Below are 22,271 nucleotides of genomic sequence, written 5' to 3' on the forward strand. Positions count from 1 at the left end.
ACCTATGATTGGTAAACTTCTTTTTTATTATTGTACCGCTATTACTTTATTTATTTTTTGTAACGGTTTGTAACCGTGTGCTTCAAATGCCTTTGCAAATTCATTTGATACGGCAGTTCCATATAAATCCTTTGCAGCTTGTACGATATGAGATTGAAGTGATTCAAAGTCTTCAGCGGAAGTTGCATAATTTTGCAATGTACGCATAACAACTTTACTTACTTTTTCATTTCCTTGTTTTTGAACAGCAACACCGTTATATGTTTTACCTTCAGCTAATTGATATAATACGTGACTGATAATACCAGAATTCACGTGTGATTCTTGATTATTACCATCGTTATAGAAATCTTGTAAATTTGTATATAGTTTATGACCGCCGTCACCAATTTCCCTTGGGATATCACGAATTGTTAGGCCACCTAATGTATCGCCCATAATCCAGTTTCCTTTATCTTTCTTTACGTAATATTCGATTTGTGTACCCCAGAAATCCGCTAATCCCTCGTTTAGTGCAGATGTTTCAGCGCTTGGATATCTCACGACTTTATTTTTCGTTGTGCCACTGAATACAGCATGTCCAAATTCATGAGCTGTTACATCAAGAGCTGATGTTAGTTTTCCGTCTAAACCATCACCAAATACCATTTGGTTCCAAGCGGGATGCCAAAATGCATTTACATAGTCTTCTTTTACACCATCACTAACTTCAGTAGAATCAAAACCGTGTACACTAGCAACAACTTTTGAATCTTTATTGTCGTAACTTTTTAGATTATGTTCTTTCTTAAAGTAATCGTAAATATCACTCATGTTCTTCATAGCGCCCGCGGCTTCTTTATCTGCAAAATTAGGATTGCTACTTGAAATTAGTGTCCCTGGATAACCAGCTTGACTATATCCTCCGAGGGAATCGGCGTAGTTTGCATTATAAATATAAATACCATTTCCGCGTGATAAATCCGCTAAATAAAATTTCCCATCAGTTCCTTTGGCAATATTAAAAGAGATGTTTTCTTGAAGTGCATTTTTCCCAGTTCCTTGCTCACTTGCAGGGGATAATCTAGGTGACGTTACTTGATTTATAGTCTTATTCTCTTTGTTTTTAATGAATTTTTCTTGGAAAAGTACTTCGCCAGTTTTTAAATCAACGATAGCATTGCCGTTTATAATTTGTTCATTGTTTTCATAAGTAAATGTAATAACAGTTGCGAATGTATAATAGCCATCTTTTTTCTTATAAACAACGGTTTCGCTAGAGAATTCTGTCTCAACTGCATCACTTGGAATTTGAACTATATCGCGTAATTTAGATTTTACTTCATTTTTCGACAAAAAATTTGTTATAGTAAGATTAGGTTGTTGATTTAAATTTTGAACAACTTTACCACTAACAGTTGTGATTACTCCATTTTTATCTACTTTTACAATGAGATCTTGGCCATATACTTTATAGTTTTTATATGTTTGTGCAAGGCGAACTTCGGTTTGATTTTCTTTGGTTTCTTTATTTGTAGGTTGGAAATCTACATTTTTTTCAGTAGTGACTTGTTCTTGTTGAGCTTTAGCCCCATCTACCTCACCTTTTAAATACTTTTTAGCAATATTTTCTTTCGTATCATTTTGAGGTTGTGTTAATTTCCCGATTGTTAAACCAGGCTGAGCAATTTCAACTTTGACTGCACTTTTGTCTAATTCTTGAGCATGAATAGCTTCTGTTGATAAAGGGTAAAGAAGACCGAATGTAACGAAAGCACTGGCAAGTTTTCTATAATTCATCTATAACACTCCTAATCTATTATTGTATGTGAGATGAATTGTATGAAAAATTTGCCGAATTTTATATATATTATGCATTATTTCATATCAAAAATTGTCGAATTCACATTATTGTAGTGGTATGACAACTTAACAAATTAGATTGTTATAATGGGATGGTGAGTAAGTATGCAAGCAGAGAAATTAGGAAGTGAAATTAAGAAAATTAGAGTGTTAAGAGGATTAACACAAAAACAGTTATCCGAGAACATATGTCATCAATCGGAAGTAAGCAGAATTGAATCGGGTGCGGTATACCCAAGTATGGATATATTGCAAGGTATTGCAGCAAAGTTACAAGTTCCCATTATTCATTTTTATGAGGTACTCATTTATTCTGACATTGAGAGGAAAAAGCAGTTAAAAGATCAAATCATTATGCTTTGTAAGCAAAAGAAATATAAAGAGATTTATAATAAAGTATGGAATGAGTTGAAAAAGGAAGAATATCATCCTGAGTTTCAGCAATTTCTTCAATGGCAATATCATGTAGCAGCGTATGTATTGAAGAAAAGTGATTATGAATATTGTATTTTAGAATTAAAAAAATTGTTAAACCAACAATTAACTGGGATTGATGTGTACCAAAACCTTTATATAGAGAATGCAATTGCAAATATTTATGCTGAAAATGGTTACTTTAAGAAGGGTATGGAGTTATTTGAAGGTATATTAAAGCAATTAGAGGCATTACCTGAAAATAAAGAGTTTGATGTGAAGGTAAGACATAATTATGCGAAAACATTATACTTAGATAATCAATATGAAGAGGCTCTTTATCAAATAAATAAAGCTATTGAAATATCGTGTCGAATTAATAGTATGGCGTTGATTGGGCAACTATACTATCAAAAAGGTGAATGCTTAGAAAAGCTAGGCTATGATGAGGCAGAGAGTGAAGAGGCTTATGAAAAAGCTTGTTTCTTTTTTGATATATTAGAAATGCATACGTATAAAGAAAAGTTTATGAAAAAAATGCCGAAATAAAATAACGCAAAAACTAAATATGCATAATTGCATAATGTATGGATAAATTTTCATGATATATTAAAAGAAAAAATGTGGGTGATGGAATATGAAGAAACTACTTATTGGTAGTCTATTAACGTTAGCGATGGCATGGGGTATTTCATTAGCAGATACAGCTTTAGAGAAAAGCCAAGTAATTTCTCATGATGATCAAGAGGTACAATTAGCTTCAGATATGCCTTTTGAGTTTTAAGAAACAACCGTCTTAACTTAGACGGTTGTTTTTTTATGGAGTAACATCCAAACGTCTTTACTAGAAACAGGTTTGCTAATAAAGAAACCTTGAATGTGATCACAATTGTGTTTATGTAAAAATTCCCATTCTTCTTCCGTTTCTACACCTTCTGCAATCACTTTTAAATTTAGTTCTTTTGATAGTGTAATAATGGAAGAGACAATTGCTTCTTCTAAAGGACTAGTTGTAATTCCACAAATAAACTCTCGAGCGATTTTTAATGTGTTGATTGGGTATTTTGTTAAATAAGCTAAAGAACTATAACCAGTTCCAAAGTCGTCGATTGAAATTTGAATACCGAGATTTTGAAGTTGTTCTAGTTTTGCAACTACAGATTGATTTTGATTAATTGCGATGCTTTCCGTAATTTCAATATCTAGTGCTTCTGGTTTCAGTTCTGTTTCTTCCAACACCTTTGAAATAGTTGGGATTAAATCTGCATGGTTAAATTGAACAACAGATAAATTTACACCAACTTTTAAGTGAGAAAAACCTTGATTATGCCATCTTTTTGCCTCTAAGCAGGCAGTACGTAAAATCCAATTGCCAAGTTCAATAATAAAACCAGTTTCCTCTGCTAGAGGGATAAATTGGGCAGGAGATACGATACCGAGTTTTGGATGCTTCCAACGTATTAATGCTTCAAAACCGATAATTTGTTTTGTTTTTGTGCTTACTTGTGGCTGGTATTCAAGGAAAAATTCATTTTGTTGTAATGCTTTTGAAAGTTCACCTTCTAAGAATTGAATTTCATTTTGAGCGATACTCATTTCTTTTGAGAAGAAAACAAATCTGTTTTTTCCATTTGCTTTCGCACGGTACATAGCCATATCAGCATTTTTCATTAACTCATTTACATTAGTTCCATAATCAGGGTACATCGCAATTCCGATACTTGGTGTAATAGAGAGTTCTTCGCCTTGAATGAAGAATGGTTTGTTTAAAATAGTTAAAATCTGTTCAGCTATAAAAATTGCACTTTTTTCTGAGTACATTTCTGGTAATAGAATTGTAAACTCATCTCCACCTTGGCGAGCGACGATATCTTTTGAACGCAAGCAACCGCGTAATCTTTTTGCTACTTCAATTAATAATAAATCTCCGACGTCATGACCAAGTCTATCGTTAATTTTTTTAAATCGATCTAAATCAAGGAATATGACGGCAACATCATTTGCGTTAGTTTGGGCTGTATTTAAAATGGCTTTTAAATCTTTTTCGAACTTTCGGCGATTTGGTAATCCAGTAAGTGCATCGTGAAAGGCTAAATGCTCTACTTGTTTTTGTTTTTCATATAAAGTTGTAATATCACGCGCTATCCCAAACATTCCGACCACTTCTTTGTTTATAAAAGTAGGGATAAGTGTAATATGAAGATAATAATAATAGCCTTCTTGTTCTTTTGTACGAACTTCTAACGTTTGTGGCCTACCTTCCTTTGTAATTTGTAAAGCCTTCTTTAGTAGTTCGTGGTCTTTTGAATCAATGAAGTGTACCAGAGAATAGCTTCCTACTTCACAATAATAGGCAGTAAATAAGCTTTCGCATGCCTTATTAGATTGTTGAAAAATGCCATTCATATTTAAAGAGAAAACGGCATCGGGATGATCTTCGAATAAAGACTTATAGCGTTGTTCACTTTTTGATAATGCAAATGCACCTTCTTCAACTTCGTCCTCTAGTTGTGTAGTCAACTGTTCATATGTAAGGATTAGTGCTTGATTATCTTTCCACATGTAAAGTTGCCGCAAGAATAACAAAATAAGTGATAATACGAGACCAATTAACATAAATTTATCATCCCAAGGTTGAATGATAATAAAGGAAAAAGTAATAATTATACTAAAATAAGGTAGTATAAAACGTACATAATCGAATCGATAATATTTTGCTTTCGTTTCATGTTGCATTGGTTTATCCAAGATATATAGTATGGAAGAAAGTCCAATTAATAAAATAGAAGCAGTGTGTATTAAATAATTAAATTCAGGAGAAGTTTTCATCCCAAAATTTAATTGAAACAGATGAATGTAACCGTATACGAGTATAATAGTGAAACCGATAATTAATGCGATTCTACTAGAAGAATATTGTTCTCTTCTATAAAGACTAATAACGGCGTAAATTACTAATGATTGTGCAATAAAATAGCCAATTAAAATCCAAGTTTCCTTTGTTAACATACGGAAGCTTGAAAGGTCCAAGATAAAAGTTAAAGTGAAATAAATGTTCATAATAACAATAAAGATGCTATCGAATGAAAATTGAGCAAGACCCTTAATAGAGTAAATTTTTATAAACTTTATAGCAAATCCAACAAAGAGTAAAACATATTGTATGATAAAAAAAGGTAATGCTTTATATGAGAATATAACTTGCTCATGAATGGAAAGTGAATGAAGGAATAAAGTTATCTCCATAGCTAACCCGCATAGACAAGTACATAATAATAAAATCCAAAATAATTTATCACCATGTGTCATTTTTCTAATCGCTTTACATAAGCAATAGCAAGAAAAAAGTGCAGCGAAACAGAATAAGAAAAGAATCCCGGTTTCTTTTATATTCAACTCATTTGGTATAAGGAATATCCAAAGAGCAAATATAAATATGTATATTATGACAGATTGTATATACTTTTTTTGATTAATCATATTATGACTCCGTTTCAATAAAGTTGAATCTCGGGGAGAAAATGCTAATTTAAATAATAGCATATAAAATAGAATGTTTTTTACTATAAAAATTACTTTTTTGAAAAAATGGTGCAAAGTTACAATTTACCACTGTAACTTTGCACCACCTATTCTTTTCATTCCTCTTATAGCAGAAAGTTCGTCTATTAATTGGAATAGTGCTAAGTCTTTTTGTTTACTTTCAATCATAATATCGAAATTATGATTGTTTTTTTTCGCAATGTGTAAGAAGGGCTTAATAAACTCTAAATCGATATATTCAGCATGGGCCCTAAATTCTTTTTCCGATCTCGGGGAGGAAATGTGAACTTTAGGAGAAATATTTGTATGTGACCAAGTTTCAAAAATTGCAGGAAGCAACTCTTCTAGTGGTTCTTCGCAAAGATTGGCCATATGATGATGATAATCAAATACAAATGGAATATTTTCTTTTTGGCAAATTGATAAAGTTTCAGCAGTTGTATATGTTTTATCATCGTTTTCAAGAGTCATTTGTTTTTTTATATGTGTAGGAAGTTTTTTTATGTTTTCATGGAAGCGCTCAATTGCCTTTTCTTTATTTCCATAGGCTCCACCTACATGAATATTAATGTAAGAAGAATCTGCAATGCCTATAGCATCTAATATTTTATAATGATAAGTCATATCCGTAATAGCGTTAGTAGTAATATGTGGCTTGTCGCTTGTAAATAGCGTAAATTGATTTGGATGAAAACTTATTCGTAAATTGTGTTCTTTAATTAAAGCCCCTATTTTACGCCAAAGTGGTGTGAATACCCCAATATAGTCAAACTCGACTTCGGGATGTGTTGCAAGTGGGACGATGGAAGATGATAGGCGATATAGTGGGATTTCATGTGCTATATTGTAATGAAGGATACGTATTGTGTGCTCTAAATTTTGCCTTATAACATGGTACAGTTTGTCTTCTCGTTCTTGCTTGCTGAGTTTCTTAAAGCTTGTAAACGTCATTGTTTTGGCAGGAGAACAGTCCCAGAGTGCCATTGCATGTGAGACATATCCAAACCGTATAATCATATGAGATACCCCCTTTTATTCATTGTTTTTCCTATAAAAAGAAAGCAAGCATTGTTCCAATCCATTCCTTTCCTCTATCGATAAGAGAAGGCGGGTTTACATCACTATAGGAAAGTACGGATGCATTCTCTAGATCTTCATGGAATTTATTTTTTACTGTTTGAATGAAATGTTTATTATATAACAGGCAGTTTATTTCATGGTTAATATATAAACTTCTCATATCAAAGTTTGCCGTTCCGATATCACAAATATCATCGTCCACTATAATAATTTTGGCGTGAAAAAATCCTTGTTGAAATGCATAAATATTGCAACCAGCCTGTATTAATTTTCGGCAGTACGGGAATTTTGCTTCTCGAACGAGAGGGTGATCAGCTTTTTCTGGAACAAGAATTGTGATTTGAACCCCTCTTTCTCTTGCTTTTAATAAGGCATTCATAATTTTTTTTCCAGGAATGAAATATGGTGTACCGATACAGATTTCTTTTTTTGCCCCGTTAATTAAATGTAAAAAAGTATGTTGTAAATAAGCACCATCAGTCGGAATAAATTGATGCAGGATGGTACCTGGGTTTTGTTTTGGAAAATAAAGAGAAGCATCCAATAAATTCTGTTTCGTATCATCAAACCAGTCATGCAAAAATTGCTTTTGTAAATCTTGAACCCCTTCTCCTGTAAGACGTAAATGATAGTCTCGCCATAATCCTAAATATTCATTATGCCCTAGATACTCTTCGCCGATATTAAATCCCCCGATATAGCCGGTTTTCCCATCAATCACTGTAATTTTCCTATGATTTCTTTGATTAGCAGAAAAGAAAGGCAGAGGAAATTTTACCTTATGACAAAATGAAAAAGATATACCATGTTTTTGCAGGGAGCGAATAGCTTCGTTTGATAAGGAATGGCTGCCAAATCGATCAAGTAAAAGTCGTACTTCAATTCCTTCCTGAGCCTTATCAATCAGCAGTTTTAAAAATTCACGACTGATTTTATCGTTTTTTACAATGAAGAATAAAATATGAATGTGATGCTGTGCTTGTTTTATATCAGTAAATAAAGCGTCATATAAATCTTTCCCGTATGTATAAAGGTGAAAATCACTTTGACGTAAAGGGAAAGTGCGAGGGCTTACTCGTTTTAAATGAAGAAGTCGCCCGTATGAAAGGTCAATTGTAATCCAAAGAGCAACGGATATTAACAAAAGAGATAAGTAGAGCATCAGTGAATTCCCTCCTTCGCATTCTTTTCACCTTCAGTGTGTTACAAATGATACGGGTAGCATGGCTCTTATTATAAATTTTATTAGAGGATAGTATGTTGCACTGATTAAAGTTTCACTTTATCCCGCTTTAACGGGCAGTAAGCCTTTCAACTCAAAACTGTTGAATAAGTAGAAGTTAGTTTGGAAATCAACTGCCCGTAAAAGCCCGATTGGTTCAACTAATAATCAGCGGGGGATGAACCACCCCTACTGATTAAAGTTTCACTTTATAGTTTCACCGAAATAAACAGCTTTATGAAAAAATGTGTTGTTCTATAACAAAAAACTGTTGACTGAATGCTCACTCATTATATAATGGGGATAGGGGATATAATTCAGAAAATTATATATTTTTGAAGATTCAAAAAAAGAAAGAGGGCTTACAAAGAGAGGGGTAGCATAAAAATGAATAGCTTACTGATCATTAATTGGCTGGCTGCCATTGCTGTTATTGCTTATGCAGGATATTTGTTTGTATATCTTATACGGACGAGAATGGCCTACATACAATTAGGGAAAAAAATTGAATTTGACCGTCGTTTTAAAGAGCGTTGGGATCTCCTTAAGGTCAATGTTTTCGGTCAGAAAAAGCTGCTGAAAGATAAGAAAAGCGGCATCATTCACGTTATGTTCTTTTACGGATTTATTCTTGTCCAATTTGGAGCAATTGACTTCGTTTGGAAAGGACTCGCACCAGGATCACATCTTCCACTTGGACCACTATACCCTGCATTTACATTCTTCCAGGAAATTGTCACACTTGTTATTTTAATTGCAGTATTTTGGGCTTTTCATAGACGTTATGTAGAAAAGCTTGTTCGTTTAAAACGTAACTTCAAATCAGGTCTTGTTCTTATCTTTATCGGTGGCTTAATGATTTCTGTGCTACTTGGTAACGGTATGGGAATTATATGGCATGGCGAGGAGCTTTCATGGAGTGAACCAATTGCTTCTGCAATCGCTTACGTTTTTAGCGGGATAAATGAAACCGTAGCCATTTCAGTGTTCTATTTTTCTTGGTGGGTGCATTTACTAATTTTGTTAACGTTTTTAGTGTATGTTCCACAATCAAAACATGCGCATTTAATTGCGGGACCAGCTAATGTATTCTTCGGTCGTCTTTCAAACCCAGGGAAGCTTGAAAAGATTGATTTTGAAGATGAAACGCAAGAAACATTTGGTGTTGGTAAAATTGAAGACTTTAGACAAAATCAACTTATTGACTTATACGCTTGTGTAGAGTGTGGCCGTTGTACAAATATGTGTCCGGCAACAGGAACAGGAAAAATGTTATCGCCGATGGACTTAATTTTAAAACTTCGCGATCATTTAACTGATAAAGGAGCTGCGGTAACATCAAAAGCACCGTGGGTTCCAGTAGTTGCCTTCAATAATACACAAGGAAATCAGTTAGCGATGATGGCAGCTGGAAAAGGACAACAAGAATCAGCGTCTACAACACTCGCTTACGATCCGAGTTTAATCGGAGATGTTATTACAGAAGAAGAGATTTGGGCATGTACAACGTGTCGTAACTGTGAAGATCAATGCCCAGTTATGAATGAGCATGTTGACAAAATTATTGATTTACGTCGATATCTCGTTTTAACAGAAGGAAAAATGGACGCGGAAGCACAACGCGCGATGACAAATATCGAGCGTCAAGGAAATCCGTGGGGGCTGAACCGTAAAGAGCGTGAAACATGGCGCCAAGGTGATGACGAAGTAACAGTTCCAACTGTAAAAGAAAAATCAAAAGCTGGGGAGGAATTCGAGTATTTATTCTGGGTTGGTTCAATGGGATCATACGACAATCGTAGTCAGAAGATTGCGATATCGTTTGCGAAGTTAATGAACGAAGCAGGCATTTCATTCGCAATTCTCGGTAATAAAGAAAAGAATTCTGGAGATACACCACGCCGCCTCGGAAATGAATTTGTATTCCAAGAGATGGCGACAAAGAATATCGAAGAATTTGAAAAGGCAGGAGTGAAGAAAATCGTTACGATTGATCCTCATGCTTATAACACATTTAAAAATGAGTATCCGGACTTTGGCTTGCAAGCAGAAGTCTATCATCATACAGAATTGTTAGCTCAGTGGGTGAAAGAAGGGCGCTTAAAGCCTGTTCACGCTATTGAAGAAACAGTTACGTACCATGATTCCTGTTATTTAGGAAGATACAACGAAGTGTACGAAGCGCCACGTGACATTTTGAAAGCGATTCCTGGAGTGAATCTTGTAGAAATGGCACGTAATCGTGAAACGGGAATGTGCTGTGGCGCAGGTGGTGGCTTAATGTGGATGGAAGAAACAACAGGTTCTCGTATTAACGTTGCTCGTACAGAACAAGCATTAGCTGTACAGCCATCCATTATTGGTACAGGTTGTCCATATTGCTTAACGATGATCAGTGATGGAACGAAAGCGAAAGAGGTAGAAGAGAAAGTTCAAACTCTTGATGTGACAGAGATTTTAGAACGATCTGTTATCGGACAGAAAAAAGAAGCGATGTAGTTTGTAAGAATGTATACAACTTTAGAAAGAGGTGCAATGATTGCACCTCTTCTCAACGTAGGGATACCGAGCGAGCGCTCAGTGTTAAAAAATGAAATGGGGGAAAGAAACATGAGTAAAACAGTTATTTTAAGTGCTGCAAGAACACCAGTTGGAAAATTTGGAGGATCTTTAAAAGATGTAAAAGCGACGGAACTTGGAGGAATTGCAATTAAAGCAGCGCTTGAAAGAGCAAATGTTGCGGCTAGTGATGTTGAAGAAGTTATATTTGGAACGGTTATTCAAGGTGGGCAGGGACAAATTCCATCGCGCCAAGCTGCGAGGGCTGCTGGAATCCCTTGGGAAGTGCAGACGGAAACAGTGAATAAAGTTTGTGCATCAGGGCTTCGTGCGGTTACGTTAGCGGATCAGATTATTCGTACTGGCGATCAATCACTGATTGTAGCTGGCGGTATGGAGTCGATGAGTAACAGTCCTTACATTTTACGTGGAGCAAGATGGGGATACAGAATGGGCAACAACGAAGTTATTGATTTAAACGTTGCTGACGGTTTAACATGCGCATTTTCAGGTACACACATGGGCGTTTATGGCGGAGAAGTTGCAAAGGAAGATGGAATTTCTCGCGAAGCGCAAGATGAATGGGCATATCGTAGCCATCAGCGTGCGGTTTCAGCGCATAAAGAAGGGCGTTTTGAAGAGGAAATCGTACCAGTAACGATTCCGCAAAGAAAAGGCGATCCTATTGTCGTTGCAAAGGATGAGGCGCCACGTGAAGATACAACGATTGAAAAGTTAGCAAAGTTAAAACCTGTATTTGATAAGACAGCGACGGTGACAGCTGGTAATGCGCCAGGACTAAACGATGGTGGTGCCGCACTTGTATTAATGAGCGAAGACAGAGCGAAGCAAGAAGGAAGAAAGCCATTAGCGACAATTTTGGCGCATACAGCAATTGCAGTGGAATCTAAAGATTTCCCAAGAACGCCAGGTTATGCAATTAACGCATTGCTTGAAAAAACAGGCAAGACAATTGAAGACATCGATTTATTCGAGATTAATGAAGCATTTGCAGCGGTAGCAATCGCAAGTACAGAAATCGCAGGAATTGATCCAGAAAAATTGAATGTAAATGGCGGCGCAGTGGCGATGGGACATCCGATTGGAGCAAGCGGAGCGCGCATTATCGTTACACTAATCCATGCACTTAAGCAGCGCGGCGGCGGAATTGGAATTGCTTCGATTTGTAGCGGTGGCGGTCAAGGGGACGCAGTGATGATTGAAGTTCACTAATTAAAGTTCGAGGGTATAAAATTTATTAACAATTAAGGGGGAAGAAAAAATGGGTGTACAAAACATTGTTGTAATTGGTGCAGGGCAAATGGGATCAGGAATTGCACAAGTATGTGCAATGGCAGGATATGACGTGAAGGTACAAGATTTAAAACAAGAGCAATTAGATAGAGGATTGGCTATCATTACGAAAAACCTAGCGCGCCAAGTAGAAAAAGGACGCATGAAGGAAGAAGAGAAGGAAGCGACATTAAATCGTCTTACAGTAACGCTTGATTTAGATTGTGTGAAAGAAGCGGATCTTATTATTGAAGCAGCTGTTGAGAAAATGGATATTAAAAAGAAAATCTTTGCGAATCTAGATGAAATTGCTCCAGAACACGCAATTTTAGCGACGAATACGTCATCTCTGCCAATTACAGAAATTGCAGCGGTAACGAAGCGTCCGGAAAAAGTAATCGGTATGCACTTTATGAATCCAGTTCCAGTTATGAAGCTTGTTGAGATTATTCGTGGTTTGGCTACCGATGATGCGGTATATGAAGCAATTGAAGATATTACGAAAAAAATTGGGAAAGTACCAGTTGAAGTGAATGATTTCCCAGGTTTTGTATCAAACCGCATTTTGCTACCGATGATTAACGAAGCGATTTATACGTTATATGAAGGTGTAGCGACGAAAGAAGCAATTGATGAAGTCATGAAGCTTGGTATGAACCATCCGATGGGGCCTTTGACACTCGCTGATTTTATCGGTTTAGATACGTGTTTATACATTATGGAAGTGTTGCATGAAGGATTAGGAGATAGTAAATATCGCCCATGTCCGTTATTACGTAAGTATGTGAATGCAGGATGGTTAGGGCGTAAAACAGGTCGTGGATTCTACGTTTACGAATAAATGCCCCCTTTGTTACAACATAGTGGTCTTACCAAATTATTTAAAGGATATATAGCAAATGGAGGCGGAATATATGAACTTTCGTTTTAATGAAGAGCAGCAAATGATGAGGAAAATGGTTCGGGACTTTGCACAGAAGGAAATAGCTCCCTTTGTTCCTAGCATGGAACAAGGGGTGTTCCCGAAAGAGATTTTGCAAAAGATGGGTGAACTTGGATTAATGGGTATTCCAGCGCCTGCAAAATACGGCGGGGCAGAAATGGACTTTATTTCTTACATTCTAGCAATTGAGGAAATCTCAAAGGTCAGTGCAACAGTTGGTGTAATTTTAGCTGTACATACGTCAGTTGGAATGAATCCGATTTTATATTTCGGAACAGAAGAACAGAAGAAAAAATATGTTTCTAAACTTGCAACCGGGGAATATTTAGGCGCATTTGCTTTAACAGAGCCAAATGCAGGATCAGATGCAGGGAGTTTGAAATCAAGAGCTGTGAAAAAAGGTGATCATTATATTATTAATGGATCGAAAGTGTTTATTACAAATGGTGGTGAAGCAAGTACATACATTGTATTCGCTTCTACAAATCCAGAGGCAGGAAAAAGTGGTATTTCTGCATTTATAGTAGAGAAAGATACACCTGGTTTAATCATCGGAAAAGATGAACATAAGATGGGACTTCTCGGTTCTCGTACAGTACAACTTACTTTTGAAGATATGAAAGTGCCAGCTGAGAATTTACTTGGGGAAGAAGGACAAGGATTCAAGGTGGCGATGGCGAATTTAGATGTTGGGCGAATTGGAATCGGTGCACAGGCGTTAGGAATTGCTGAAGCGGCGCTTGCATGTGCGATTGATTATGCAAAAGAACGAGAACAATTCGGGAAGCCCATTGCGGCGCAGCAAGGGATTGGCTTTAAACTTGCAGATATGGCAACAAGTGTCGAGGCAGCAAGGTTACTCGTATATAGAGCGGCATCTCTTAGGGCACAAGGATTACCGTGCGGTAAAGAAGCATCTATTGCGAAATTATTTGCTTCTAAGACAGCGGTTGAAGTCGCGATTGAAGCAGTGCAAGTATTTGGTGGTTACGGTTATACGAAAGACTATCCAGTAGAACGATTTTTCCGTGATGCGAAAATCACGCAAATATATGAAGGAACAAGTGAAATACAGAAACTTGTTATTAGCCGTGCTTTATAAAAGGGCGAGGGGGAGACGGAGATGCATTTTAAACTATCAGAAGAACATGAAATGATAAGAAAAATGGTTCGAGATTTTGCTAAAAATGAAGTGGCACCAACAGCAGCTGAGCGTGATGAGGAAGAGCGATTTGATCGAGAATTATTTGATCAAATGGCAGAGCTTGGTTTAACTGGTATTCCATGGCCTGAAGAGTACGGCGGAATTGGAAGCGATTACTTAGCGTACGTAATCGCTATTGAAGAATTATCTCGCGTTTGTGCTTCAACAGGCGTAACACTGTCCGCGCATACTTCACTTGCGGGATGGCCAATTTTTAAATTTGGGACGGAAGAGCAAAAGCAAAAGTTTTTACGACCGATGGCTGAAGGGAAGAAAATTGGTGCATACGGCTTAACGGAGCCAGGATCTGGATCGGATGCTGGTGGAATGAAGACAATTGCAAAGAGAGATGGAGACCATTATATTTTAAATGGATCAAAAATTTTCATTACAAATGGCGGTATTGCTGATATTTATGTTGTTTTTGCGCTAACTGATCCTGAATCGAAGCAGCGCGGTACGAGTGCATTTATTGTAGAAAGTGATACACCGGGATTTTCAGTTGGGAAGAAGGAGAGCAAGCTAGGGATTCGCTCTTCACCAACGACTGAAATTATGTTTGAAGATTGCCGTATTCCTGTAGAGAATCTACTTGGAGAAGAGGGGCAAGGGTTTAAAGTTGCGATGCAAACATTAGATGGAGGTCGTAACGGTATTGCGGCGCAAGCTGTTGGTATTGCACAAGGGGCTTTAGATGCTTCTGTAGAATATGCAAGGGAGCGCCATCAATTTGGAAAACCAATTGCGGCGCAGCAAGGGATTGGCTTTAAACTTGCAGATATGGCAACAGATGTAGAAGCGGCACGCCTTTTAACATATCAAGCGGCTTGGCTTGAATCAGAAGGGCTTCCGTATGGAAAAGAATCAGCGATGTCAAAAGTATTTGCAGGGGATACAGCTATGAAGGTGACGACTGAAGCGGTGCAAGTATTTGGTGGTTACGGCTATACGAAAGATTATCCAGTAGAGCGTTATATGAGAGATGCAAAGATTACACAAATATATGAAGGAACACAAGAGATTCAGAGGCTTGTAATTTCTCGTATGTTAACGAAGTAGGAACGAAAGCGTAGGTATTTTCCTACGCTTTTTCCTTCCAAAAAATAATAGAGAGAGGTGAAGGGAATGGTTAAACATAATGTACATGCATCGGTGAAAGATGAAAAATTAGTTGCGTTAAGACGTGAACAAATGATTAAAGGTGCGGTGCAACTGTTTAAACAAAAAGGATTTCCGCGTACAACAACGAGAGAAATTGCAAAAGCGGCTGGATTTAGTATAGGGACACTTTATGAGTACATTCGTACAAAAGACGATGTTTTATATTTAGTTTGTGATAGTATATATGAACATGTAAAAGAACGATTAGAGGAAGTAGTGTGTACAGAAAAAGGGAGTGTAGAAAGTTTAAAGATAGCAATAACGAATTACTTTAAAGTGATGGACGAATTGCAGGAAGAAGTATTGATAATGTATCAAGAGGTACGCTTTTTACCGAAAGAATCACTTCCGTATGTATTAGAAAAGGAGTTTCAAATGGTAGGAATGTTCGAGGATATTTTAGAACAGTGTACGGAAAATGGAACATTTACATTAAATAAAAAAGAAATACAGCTTCTTGCCCATAATATTTTTATACAAGGGCAGATGTGGGGATTTAGACGCTGGGCGTTGCAAAAACTGTATACGCTCGAAGAATATACAGAAATGCAAATTAGGTATGTATTGCAAGGGGCCCATATGCTTCCGAAATAAGGAACAGACAAATTATAATTTTACTACCCTATAAAAGTTTCCCGTTTTTTTTGTAGCATATTTGTGCGACTTTTGTTTATAATGAATAGTATGGATTTTTTTAAGCAGGCCGTTATATATAAGGTTATATTTGATGAAAGGAAGTGCCGCATAAGTGGATTTTAAGCAATATTCACCAGAAGAGCTAAAAGAATGTTCAATGATTGAAGTTGTACATAGCGTTTTAGGGGATAAAAAACAAGCAACGACATTCAACGAGTTGGTTCAAGAAATCGCTCAAGTGCTGGGACTATCTCAAGAGCAAGTTAATGCGAAAATCGCACAATTTTATACAGACTTAAACATCGATGGACGTTTCATTAATTTAGGAGAAAATCGTTGGGGACTACGCAGCTGGTACCCATACGAGCAAATTGATGAAGAAATCTTGCCTCAACCAAAACCGAAGAAGAAACGTAAAGTTGAAGAAGACGGTTTTGACGACTACATTGAAGAAGATGAAGATGACTTCGACGATGCAGACGTAAGTGAAGATGAAGACGATGTAGAAGATTTGGACAAGGTTCTTGAAGAAGAAGACGGAGATGACGACGATCTTGATGATTTAGACGAAGATGACGACGACTTCGCTGAAGAAGAACTTGAGTATGATGAAACTGAAGAAGAAGAAGAGGAAGAACTGTAGTTCTTGACTTTTCATTATCGTCCATGTAGAATCATTTTTGGGCTCTTTAAAAAAGGACGATAATACTTTTAAAGTGTAAATATAAAAGAAAATTGCTCCCTACTTATTACTTTTTGTGATGAGGGGAGCAATTTTCTTTTTTGTTTTTTGTTTAGAAAATAAAAAGAGTCTAACAATAAGATGGATACAGTGTTATCTACATACGTTGCGCTTTGCAACGGTGATTATATAACAGCAAAATAGAAGGGAGCTTTTTCATGACTAAGTATATTTTTGTAACAGGCGGTGTAGTATCGTCTTTAGGAAAAGGTATTACAGCAGCATCTCTTGGAAGACTTTTAAAAAATCGTGGTTTAAACGTAACGATTCAAAAGTTTGATCCATACATTAACGTAGACCCAGGGACTATGAGCCCATATCAACACGGTGAGGTATTCGTAACAGATGATGGCGCAGAAACTGACTTAGACCTTGGTCACTATGAGCGTTTTATCGACATTAATTTAAACAAATACAGCAACGTAACAACAGGTAAAATTTACTCTTCAGTTCTTCAAAAAGAGCGTCGCGGTGAATATTTAGGAGGAACAGTTCAAGTTATTCCTCACATTACTAACGAAATTAAAGAACGCGTATATCGTTCTGGTCGTGAAACAAATGCGGATGTTGTTATTACAGAAATCGGTGGGACTGTTGGTGACATCGAATCTCTACCATTCTTAGAAGCAATCCGTCAAATTAAGAGCGACATCGGTCGTGACAATGTAATGTACATTCACTGTACGTTAATCCCGTACTTAAAAGCAGCGGGTGAAATGAAGACAAAACCAACACAACATAGTGTTAAAGAACTTCGTAGCTTAGGTATTCAACCAAACATTATCGTTGTTCGTACAGAAATGCCTGTTTCTCAAGATATGAAAGACAAGCTTGCATTGTTCTGTGACATCGATACAAAAGCAGTTATCGAAGCTCGCGATGCAGATACTTTATATGCGGTTCCATTATCTCTTCAAGAACAAAACATGGACCAAATCGTTTGTGACCACTTAAAATTAGACAATCCAGCTGCAGATATGACAGAGTGGACTGCTCTAGTTAACAAAGTGCGTAATCTTTCTAAGAAAACAAAAATCGCTCTTGTTGGTAAATATGTAGAACTTCAAGATGCTTATATTTCTGTTGTAGAAGCACTTCGTCATGCTGGTTACTCATTCGACACAGATGTAGAAGTGAAATGGGTAAATGCTGAGCACGTAACAGCAGAAAACGTAAAAGAATTAGTTGGCGATACAGATGGTATCCTTGTACCAGGTGGCTTCGGTGATCGTGGTGTAGAAGGTAAAATCGTTGCGATTCAATATGCTCGTGAAAACAAAGTTCCATTCTTAGGAATTTGCTTAGGTATGCAACTTGCATCAATCGAATTCGCGCGTAATGTATTAGGTTTAGAAGGTGCTAACTCTTCTGAAATCAACCCTGACACACCATATGCAATCATCGACTTATTACCAGAACAAAAAGATGTAGAGGACCTAGGTGGTACACTTCGTCTTGGTCTATACCCATGTAAGCTTGCTGAAGAAACAAATGCTTACAATGCTTATAATGAGCCGGTTGTATATGAGCGTCATCGTCATCGTTATGAGTTCAACAACCAGTTCCGTCCGGATATGGAAAAAGAAGGATTTGTATTCTCTGGTACAAGCCCAGACGGCCGTCTAGTTGAAATCATTGAATTAAAAGACCACCCTTGGTTCGTGGCAGCACAGTTCCATCCAGAACTTGTTTCTCGTCCAAACCGTCCACAACCATTGTTCCATGACTTCGTAAGAGCTTCTATTACGAATAAAGAGAGCAAGTAATAAAAAAAGCGCCTGAAATAAGGCGCTTTTTTTAATATTCGTTTAACATTTCATCGATTGTAAATTTGATTCCGTGATAAGCAAATAAAGCTACTATTAAACTTGGGAATCCGTAGCGATTACCTTCATCGTCTGGAATAAGACCTTTTAACAGTTTTATATCAATATGTACGTCTGTATATCGTTCGAGTGATTCCGTACCTTCTTGAAGAGCAGAAATGCCGACAATAGAGTGTCCCTCTTCTTGTAGTTTTTTTGCAATTTCTACAACCGCTTCATCTGTTGAAAAACGGCTAATAAGAAGTACACGATCCGCAGAGGTTACTTCTGCTTCTTTACCATTTTCAAATAAGCGTTTTGCTTGCTTCATTGGTTCAGCACCGAATAGTGCTTCGGCAATAACGCCCTCCATCTCATTTGTACCATATAAATAAATGAAACCATCGCCAACTAGTGCTTGAGCAAGTAAACGAGCGCTATCTTCTATATTCATTTCTTCTTTTTGAGAAACTCTGGAGAAATAACCACTTAATTGAGTTGAAAAAATTTTTAACATAATGTTACTCCCTTCGTACGTGTTTGCCGGCTTTCATTATAGTTTATTTTTTTAGAAAGGTGAAATCGTAGGGTAGCATAACAAAATAGGAAACGGTAAAATAAGAAAGAATAGGAAGGAATTTGCCAAAGAATAGCGAAAATAAATCGTTAAGATATAAGAAGCTTTAAATCTTGTACTTACACAGAAAGGTTGGGAATTATGGAAGGTAAAATTTTAATCGTTGATGATCAATATGGGATTCGTGTGTTATTACATGAAGTGTTCCAAAAAGAAGGTTATCAGACATTCCAAGCAGCAAATGGATTTCAAGCTTTAGATATCGTGAAAAAAGATAATCCAGATTTAGTAGTGTTAGATATGAAAATTCCAGGCATGGATGGTATAGAGATTTTAAAGCATGTAAAAGAAATTGATGAGAGTATTAAAGTAATTTTAATGACTGCTTATGGAGAGCTTGATATGATCCAAGAAGCAAAAGATTTAGGAGCTTTAATGCATTTTGCTAAACCATTTGATATTGATGAAATTCGTCAAGCTGTGAGAAATGAGCTCGCTGTAGAGGCATAAAAATGAATTTTTTATAAAAAATATGGAAAAAAGCGTTTACATGGACTATTGTGCAGGTGAATACGGTTGAGTTTTTGAGTACAAGTTGTTATCCTATTGAGTGTAGAAAAAAGTCCGGTATGTAGATATACATATTTTACCTTATTCTGGTCATACTACCAGCGATAAGAACTTATCGGATACAAAAAACGTTTTTTAGGAGGATTCACCATGCCTTTAGTTTCTATGAAAGAAATGCTAAACAAAGCACTAGAAGGAAAATACGCAGTTGGTCAATTCAACATGAACAACTTAGAGTGGACTCAAGCTATCTTAGCTGCTGCGGAAGAAGAAAAATCTCCTGTAATCCTAGGTGTATCTGAGGGTGCAGCTCGTCATATGACTGGTTTCAAAACAGTTGTAGCTATGGTTAAAGCTTTAATCGAAGAAATGAACATCACTGTTCCTGTAGCGATTCACCTTGACCATGGTTCAAGCTTCGAAAAATGTAAAGAAGCAATCGATGCAGGTTTCACATCTGTAATGATTGACGCTTCTCACCACCCATTCGAAGAAAACGTTGAAACTACTAAACAAGTAGTAGAATACGCACACGCTCGTAACGTATCTGTTGAAGCTGAGCTTGGAACAGTTGGCGGACAAGAAGACGACGTAATCGCTGAAGGCGTAATTTACGCTGACCCAGCAGAGTGTAAGCACCTTGTTGAAGCAACAGGTATCGATTGCCTAGCTCCAGCTTTAGGTTCTGTACACGGTCCTTACAAAGGTGAGCCTAACTTAGGATTCGCTGAAATGGAACAAGTTCGTGACTTCACTGGCGTACCTTTAGTATTACATGGTGGTACTGGTATCCCAACTGCTGATATCGAAAAAGCTATCTCTTTAGGTACTTCAAAAATCAACGTAAACACTGAGAACCAAATCGAGTTTACAAAAGCTGTTCGTGAAGTATTAAACAAAGACCAAGAAGTTTACGATCCTCGTAAATTTATCGGACCTGGCCGCGACGCTATCAAAGCAACTGTTATTGGTAAAATTCGCGAATTCGGTTCTAACGGTAAAGCGTAAGAATAAAATTCCGTTTTGGAAACCGTCTAGTCTTTTAGACGGTTTCCTTTCGTTGTATAATGAAAGCGTGAACAAGTCTAAAGATTTTATCATTTTTGGTTTTTAAATAGAAAATAATGTGCATAGTCCTATTAATAAATGTGATAACGTATCTAAATTGATAAAGTGAATTCGATGAATAGTTGATCTTTATCTATTCGTGCTATAGGAGAAATGAAGATAATGGTTTCCTATTTATTGAGTTTTGGGATGGAAAGAGTAATTGAGATTCTTAAGGGGAGCTTTCTATAAAAAGATAGAAAGTAAATACATTCACAAGAAGGGAGCTCAATATGGAAAAATTGCTAATTGAAGGCGGAAGAGCTTTAAATGGAACAATTCGAGTAAGTGGTGCAAAGAACAGTGCCGTTGCATTAATTCCAGCGACAATTTTAGCAGATACTCCAGTAACTATTGGTGGTGTCCCTAATATTTCGGACGTGAAAATGTTAGGAGACTTACTAGAGGAAATTGGAGGGAAAGTAACTTATGGACAGGAGGAGGAGATGGTAGTCGATCCTTCTAACATGGTTGCAATGCCTTTGCCAAATGGAAAAGTGAAAAAATTGCGCGCTTCTTATTATTTAATGGGTGCGATGCTTGGCCGTTTTAAAAAAGCTGTTATTGGGCTTCCGGGTGGATGTCATTTAGGACCGAGGCCGATTGATCAGCATATTAAAGGGTTTGAAGCGCTAGGTGCACATGTTACGAATGAACAAGGTGCCATCTATTTAAGAGCAGATGAGCTACGTGGGGCACGTATTTATTTAGATGTTGTTAGTGTAGGAGCTACGATTAATATTATGCTAGCAGCTGTACGAGCGAAAGGTAGAACTGTTATTGAAAATGCAGCGAAAGAGCCCGAGATCATTGATGTAGCTACATTGTTAACAAGCATGGGAGCACGTATTAAAGGTGCTGGTACAGATGTAATCCGAATAGATGGTGTGGACTCTTTACATGGTTGTCACCATACTATCATCCCAGATCGTATTGAAGCTGGTACGTATATGATTCTAGGAGCTGCATCAGGAGGAGAAGTAACGGTTGATAATGTTATTCCTCAGCATTTAGAATCAGTTACTGCAAAGCTAAGAGAAGCTGGTGTTCAAGTTGAAACGAACGATGATCAAATTACGGTGAACGGTAATAGAAAGCTAAAAGTAGTTGATATCAAAACGCTTGTATATCCAGGTTTTCCAACGGATTTACAACAGCCGTTTACGACGCTTTTAACAAAGGCGCACGGGACGGGAGTTGTAACAGATACAATTTACGGTGCCCGTTTCAAGCACATTGATGAATTACGTCGTATGAATGCTCAAATTAAAGTAGAGGGTCGTTCGGCAATTGTAACTGGTCCTGTGTTACTGCAAGGTGCAAAAGTGAAGGCGAGTGATTTACGAGCGGGAGCGGCACTTGTTATTGCAGGGTTAATGGCAGATGGAATTACAGAAGTAACAGGACTTGAGCATATTGATCGAGGTTATGAGAATATAGTGGACAAGCTTAAAGGGCTTGGAGCAAACATTTGGCGAGAACAAATGACAAAGCAAGAAATTGAAGAGATGAAGAACGCATAAGTGATACTTCCGCAAGGGGGAAGCGAAGCATCACTACTTGCGGAAGTACA

18 protein-coding genes are annotated in these 22,271 nt (G+C 37.0%); 13 read left to right on the forward strand and 5 right to left on the reverse strand.

The features are described 5' to 3' along the window. Window positions 1-27: 27 nt before the first annotated feature. On the reverse strand, window positions 28-1,779 hold the full coding sequence (locus tag MR143_RS28610) for a M4 family metallopeptidase (RefSeq protein WP_001109524.1): 1,752 nt from the start codon (window positions 1,777-1,779) through the stop codon (window positions 28-30). 168 nt (window positions 1,780-1,947) lie between these two features. Here MR143_RS28610 and MR143_RS28615 point away from each other — a divergent pair, with 168 nt between their 5' ends. Together MR143_RS28615 and MR143_RS28620 are read left to right on the forward strand one after the other, a co-directional pair. Beyond that, on the forward strand, window positions 1,948-2,805 hold the full coding sequence (locus MR143_RS28615) for a helix-turn-helix domain-containing protein (protein WP_001147495.1): 858 nt from the start codon (window positions 1,948-1,950) through the stop codon (window positions 2,803-2,805). An 88-nt stretch (window positions 2,806-2,893) separates the two neighbouring features. Beyond that, on the forward strand, window positions 2,894-3,040 hold the full coding sequence (locus MR143_RS28620; protein ID WP_000734722.1) for a quorum-sensing peptide PapR: 147 nt from the start codon (window positions 2,894-2,896) through the stop codon (window positions 3,038-3,040). 17 nt (window positions 3,041-3,057) lie between these two features. Here MR143_RS28620 and MR143_RS28625 read toward each other — a convergent pair whose 3' ends face one another. The 3 genes from MR143_RS28625 to cls form a co-directional block, all read right to left on the reverse strand. Continuing rightward, window positions 3,058-5,736: a DUF4084 domain-containing protein gene (locus tag MR143_RS28625; RefSeq protein ID WP_000609926.1), complete on the reverse strand. Its 2,679-nt coding sequence runs from the start codon at window positions 5,734-5,736 to the stop codon at window positions 3,058-3,060. A 126-nt stretch (window positions 5,737-5,862) separates the two neighbouring features. Continuing rightward, on the reverse strand, window positions 5,863-6,816 hold the full coding sequence (gene uvsE / locus MR143_RS28630) for a UV DNA damage repair endonuclease UvsE (protein WP_000586777.1): 954 nt from the start codon (window positions 6,814-6,816) through the stop codon (window positions 5,863-5,865). Window positions 6,817-6,847: 31 nt separating this feature from the next. Further along, window positions 6,848-8,041 (reverse strand): cardiolipin synthase, encoded by a 1,194-nt coding sequence (gene cls / locus MR143_RS28635; RefSeq protein ID WP_000966413.1) that lies wholly within the window; start codon window positions 8,039-8,041, stop codon window positions 6,848-6,850. A 447-nt stretch (window positions 8,042-8,488) separates the two neighbouring features. Here cls and MR143_RS28640 point away from each other — a divergent pair, with 447 nt between their 5' ends. From MR143_RS28640 to pyrG, 8 genes are all read left to right on the forward strand, one after another. Beyond that, the gene (locus MR143_RS28640) at window positions 8,489-10,600 is read left to right on the forward strand and encodes a (Fe-S)-binding protein (RefSeq protein WP_001086769.1); all 2,112 of its coding nucleotides are present in this window, start codon (window positions 8,489-8,491) and stop codon (window positions 10,598-10,600) included. Between the two features lie 9 nt (window positions 10,601-10,609). Next, a complete protein-coding gene (locus MR143_RS28645) occupies window positions 10,610-11,893 on the forward strand; it encodes an acetyl-CoA C-acetyltransferase (protein ID WP_002026635.1) in 1,284 nt (427 codons plus the stop codon). Between the two features lie 49 nt (window positions 11,894-11,942). Then, window positions 11,943-12,794: a 3-hydroxybutyryl-CoA dehydrogenase gene (locus MR143_RS28650; RefSeq protein WP_000538874.1), complete on the forward strand. Its 852-nt coding sequence runs from the start codon at window positions 11,943-11,945 to the stop codon at window positions 12,792-12,794. Window positions 12,795-12,867: 73 nt separating this feature from the next. Then, window positions 12,868-13,998 (forward strand): acyl-CoA dehydrogenase, encoded by a 1,131-nt coding sequence (locus tag MR143_RS28655; RefSeq protein ID WP_001011174.1) that lies wholly within the window; start codon window positions 12,868-12,870, stop codon window positions 13,996-13,998. Window positions 13,999-14,019: 21 nt separating this feature from the next. Further along, window positions 14,020-15,159, forward strand: coding sequence for an acyl-CoA dehydrogenase AcdA (acdA, locus tag MR143_RS28660; protein ID WP_000545543.1), 1,140 nt, complete (start codon window positions 14,020-14,022; stop codon window positions 15,157-15,159). 66 nt (window positions 15,160-15,225) lie between these two features. Then, on the forward strand, window positions 15,226-15,855 hold the full coding sequence (locus MR143_RS28665) for a TetR/AcrR family transcriptional regulator (RefSeq protein ID WP_000238603.1): 630 nt from the start codon (window positions 15,226-15,228) through the stop codon (window positions 15,853-15,855). Between the two features lie 154 nt (window positions 15,856-16,009). Next, window positions 16,010-16,540, forward strand: coding sequence for a DNA-directed RNA polymerase subunit delta (gene rpoE / locus MR143_RS28670; RefSeq protein WP_000346280.1), 531 nt, complete (start codon window positions 16,010-16,012; stop codon window positions 16,538-16,540). A gap of 257 nt (window positions 16,541-16,797) precedes the next feature. Beyond that, complete coding sequence (pyrG, locus tag MR143_RS28675) at window positions 16,798-18,405, forward strand: CTP synthase (protein WP_000170460.1); 1,608 nt, start codon at window positions 16,798-16,800, stop codon at window positions 18,403-18,405. A 31-nt stretch (window positions 18,406-18,436) separates the two neighbouring features. On the opposite strand, the gene MR143_RS28680 is transcribed toward pyrG, so the two are convergent. After that, window positions 18,437-18,961 carry a DUF2529 domain-containing protein gene (locus MR143_RS28680; protein ID WP_000912412.1) on the reverse strand — a complete coding sequence of 175 codons (525 nt, stop codon included), beginning with the start codon at window positions 18,959-18,961 and terminating at the stop codon, window positions 18,437-18,439. Window positions 18,962-19,162: 201 nt separating this feature from the next. On the opposite strand from MR143_RS28680, the gene spo0F reads away from it, so the two are divergent. From spo0F to murA, 3 genes are all read left to right on the forward strand, one after another. After that, window positions 19,163-19,531 carry a sporulation initiation phosphotransferase Spo0F gene (gene spo0F, locus MR143_RS28685; protein ID WP_000398594.1) on the forward strand — a complete coding sequence of 123 codons (369 nt, stop codon included), beginning with the start codon at window positions 19,163-19,165 and terminating at the stop codon, window positions 19,529-19,531. Between the two features lie 210 nt (window positions 19,532-19,741). Further along, on the forward strand, window positions 19,742-20,599 hold the full coding sequence (locus MR143_RS28690; protein ID WP_001131855.1) for a class II fructose-bisphosphate aldolase: 858 nt from the start codon (window positions 19,742-19,744) through the stop codon (window positions 20,597-20,599). A 332-nt stretch (window positions 20,600-20,931) separates the two neighbouring features. After that, a complete protein-coding gene (murA, locus tag MR143_RS28695; protein ID WP_000413254.1) occupies window positions 20,932-22,221 on the forward strand; it encodes a UDP-N-acetylglucosamine 1-carboxyvinyltransferase in 1,290 nt (429 codons plus the stop codon). The last annotated feature ends 50 nt before the right edge of the window (window positions 22,222-22,271 follow it).

The sequence above is a fragment of the Bacillus cereus group sp. BfR-BA-01347 genome (assembly GCF_022663835.1).
In the GTDB taxonomy this organism is placed as follows: domain Bacteria; phylum Bacillota; class Bacilli; order Bacillales; family Bacillaceae_G; genus Bacillus_A; species Bacillus_A thuringiensis_K.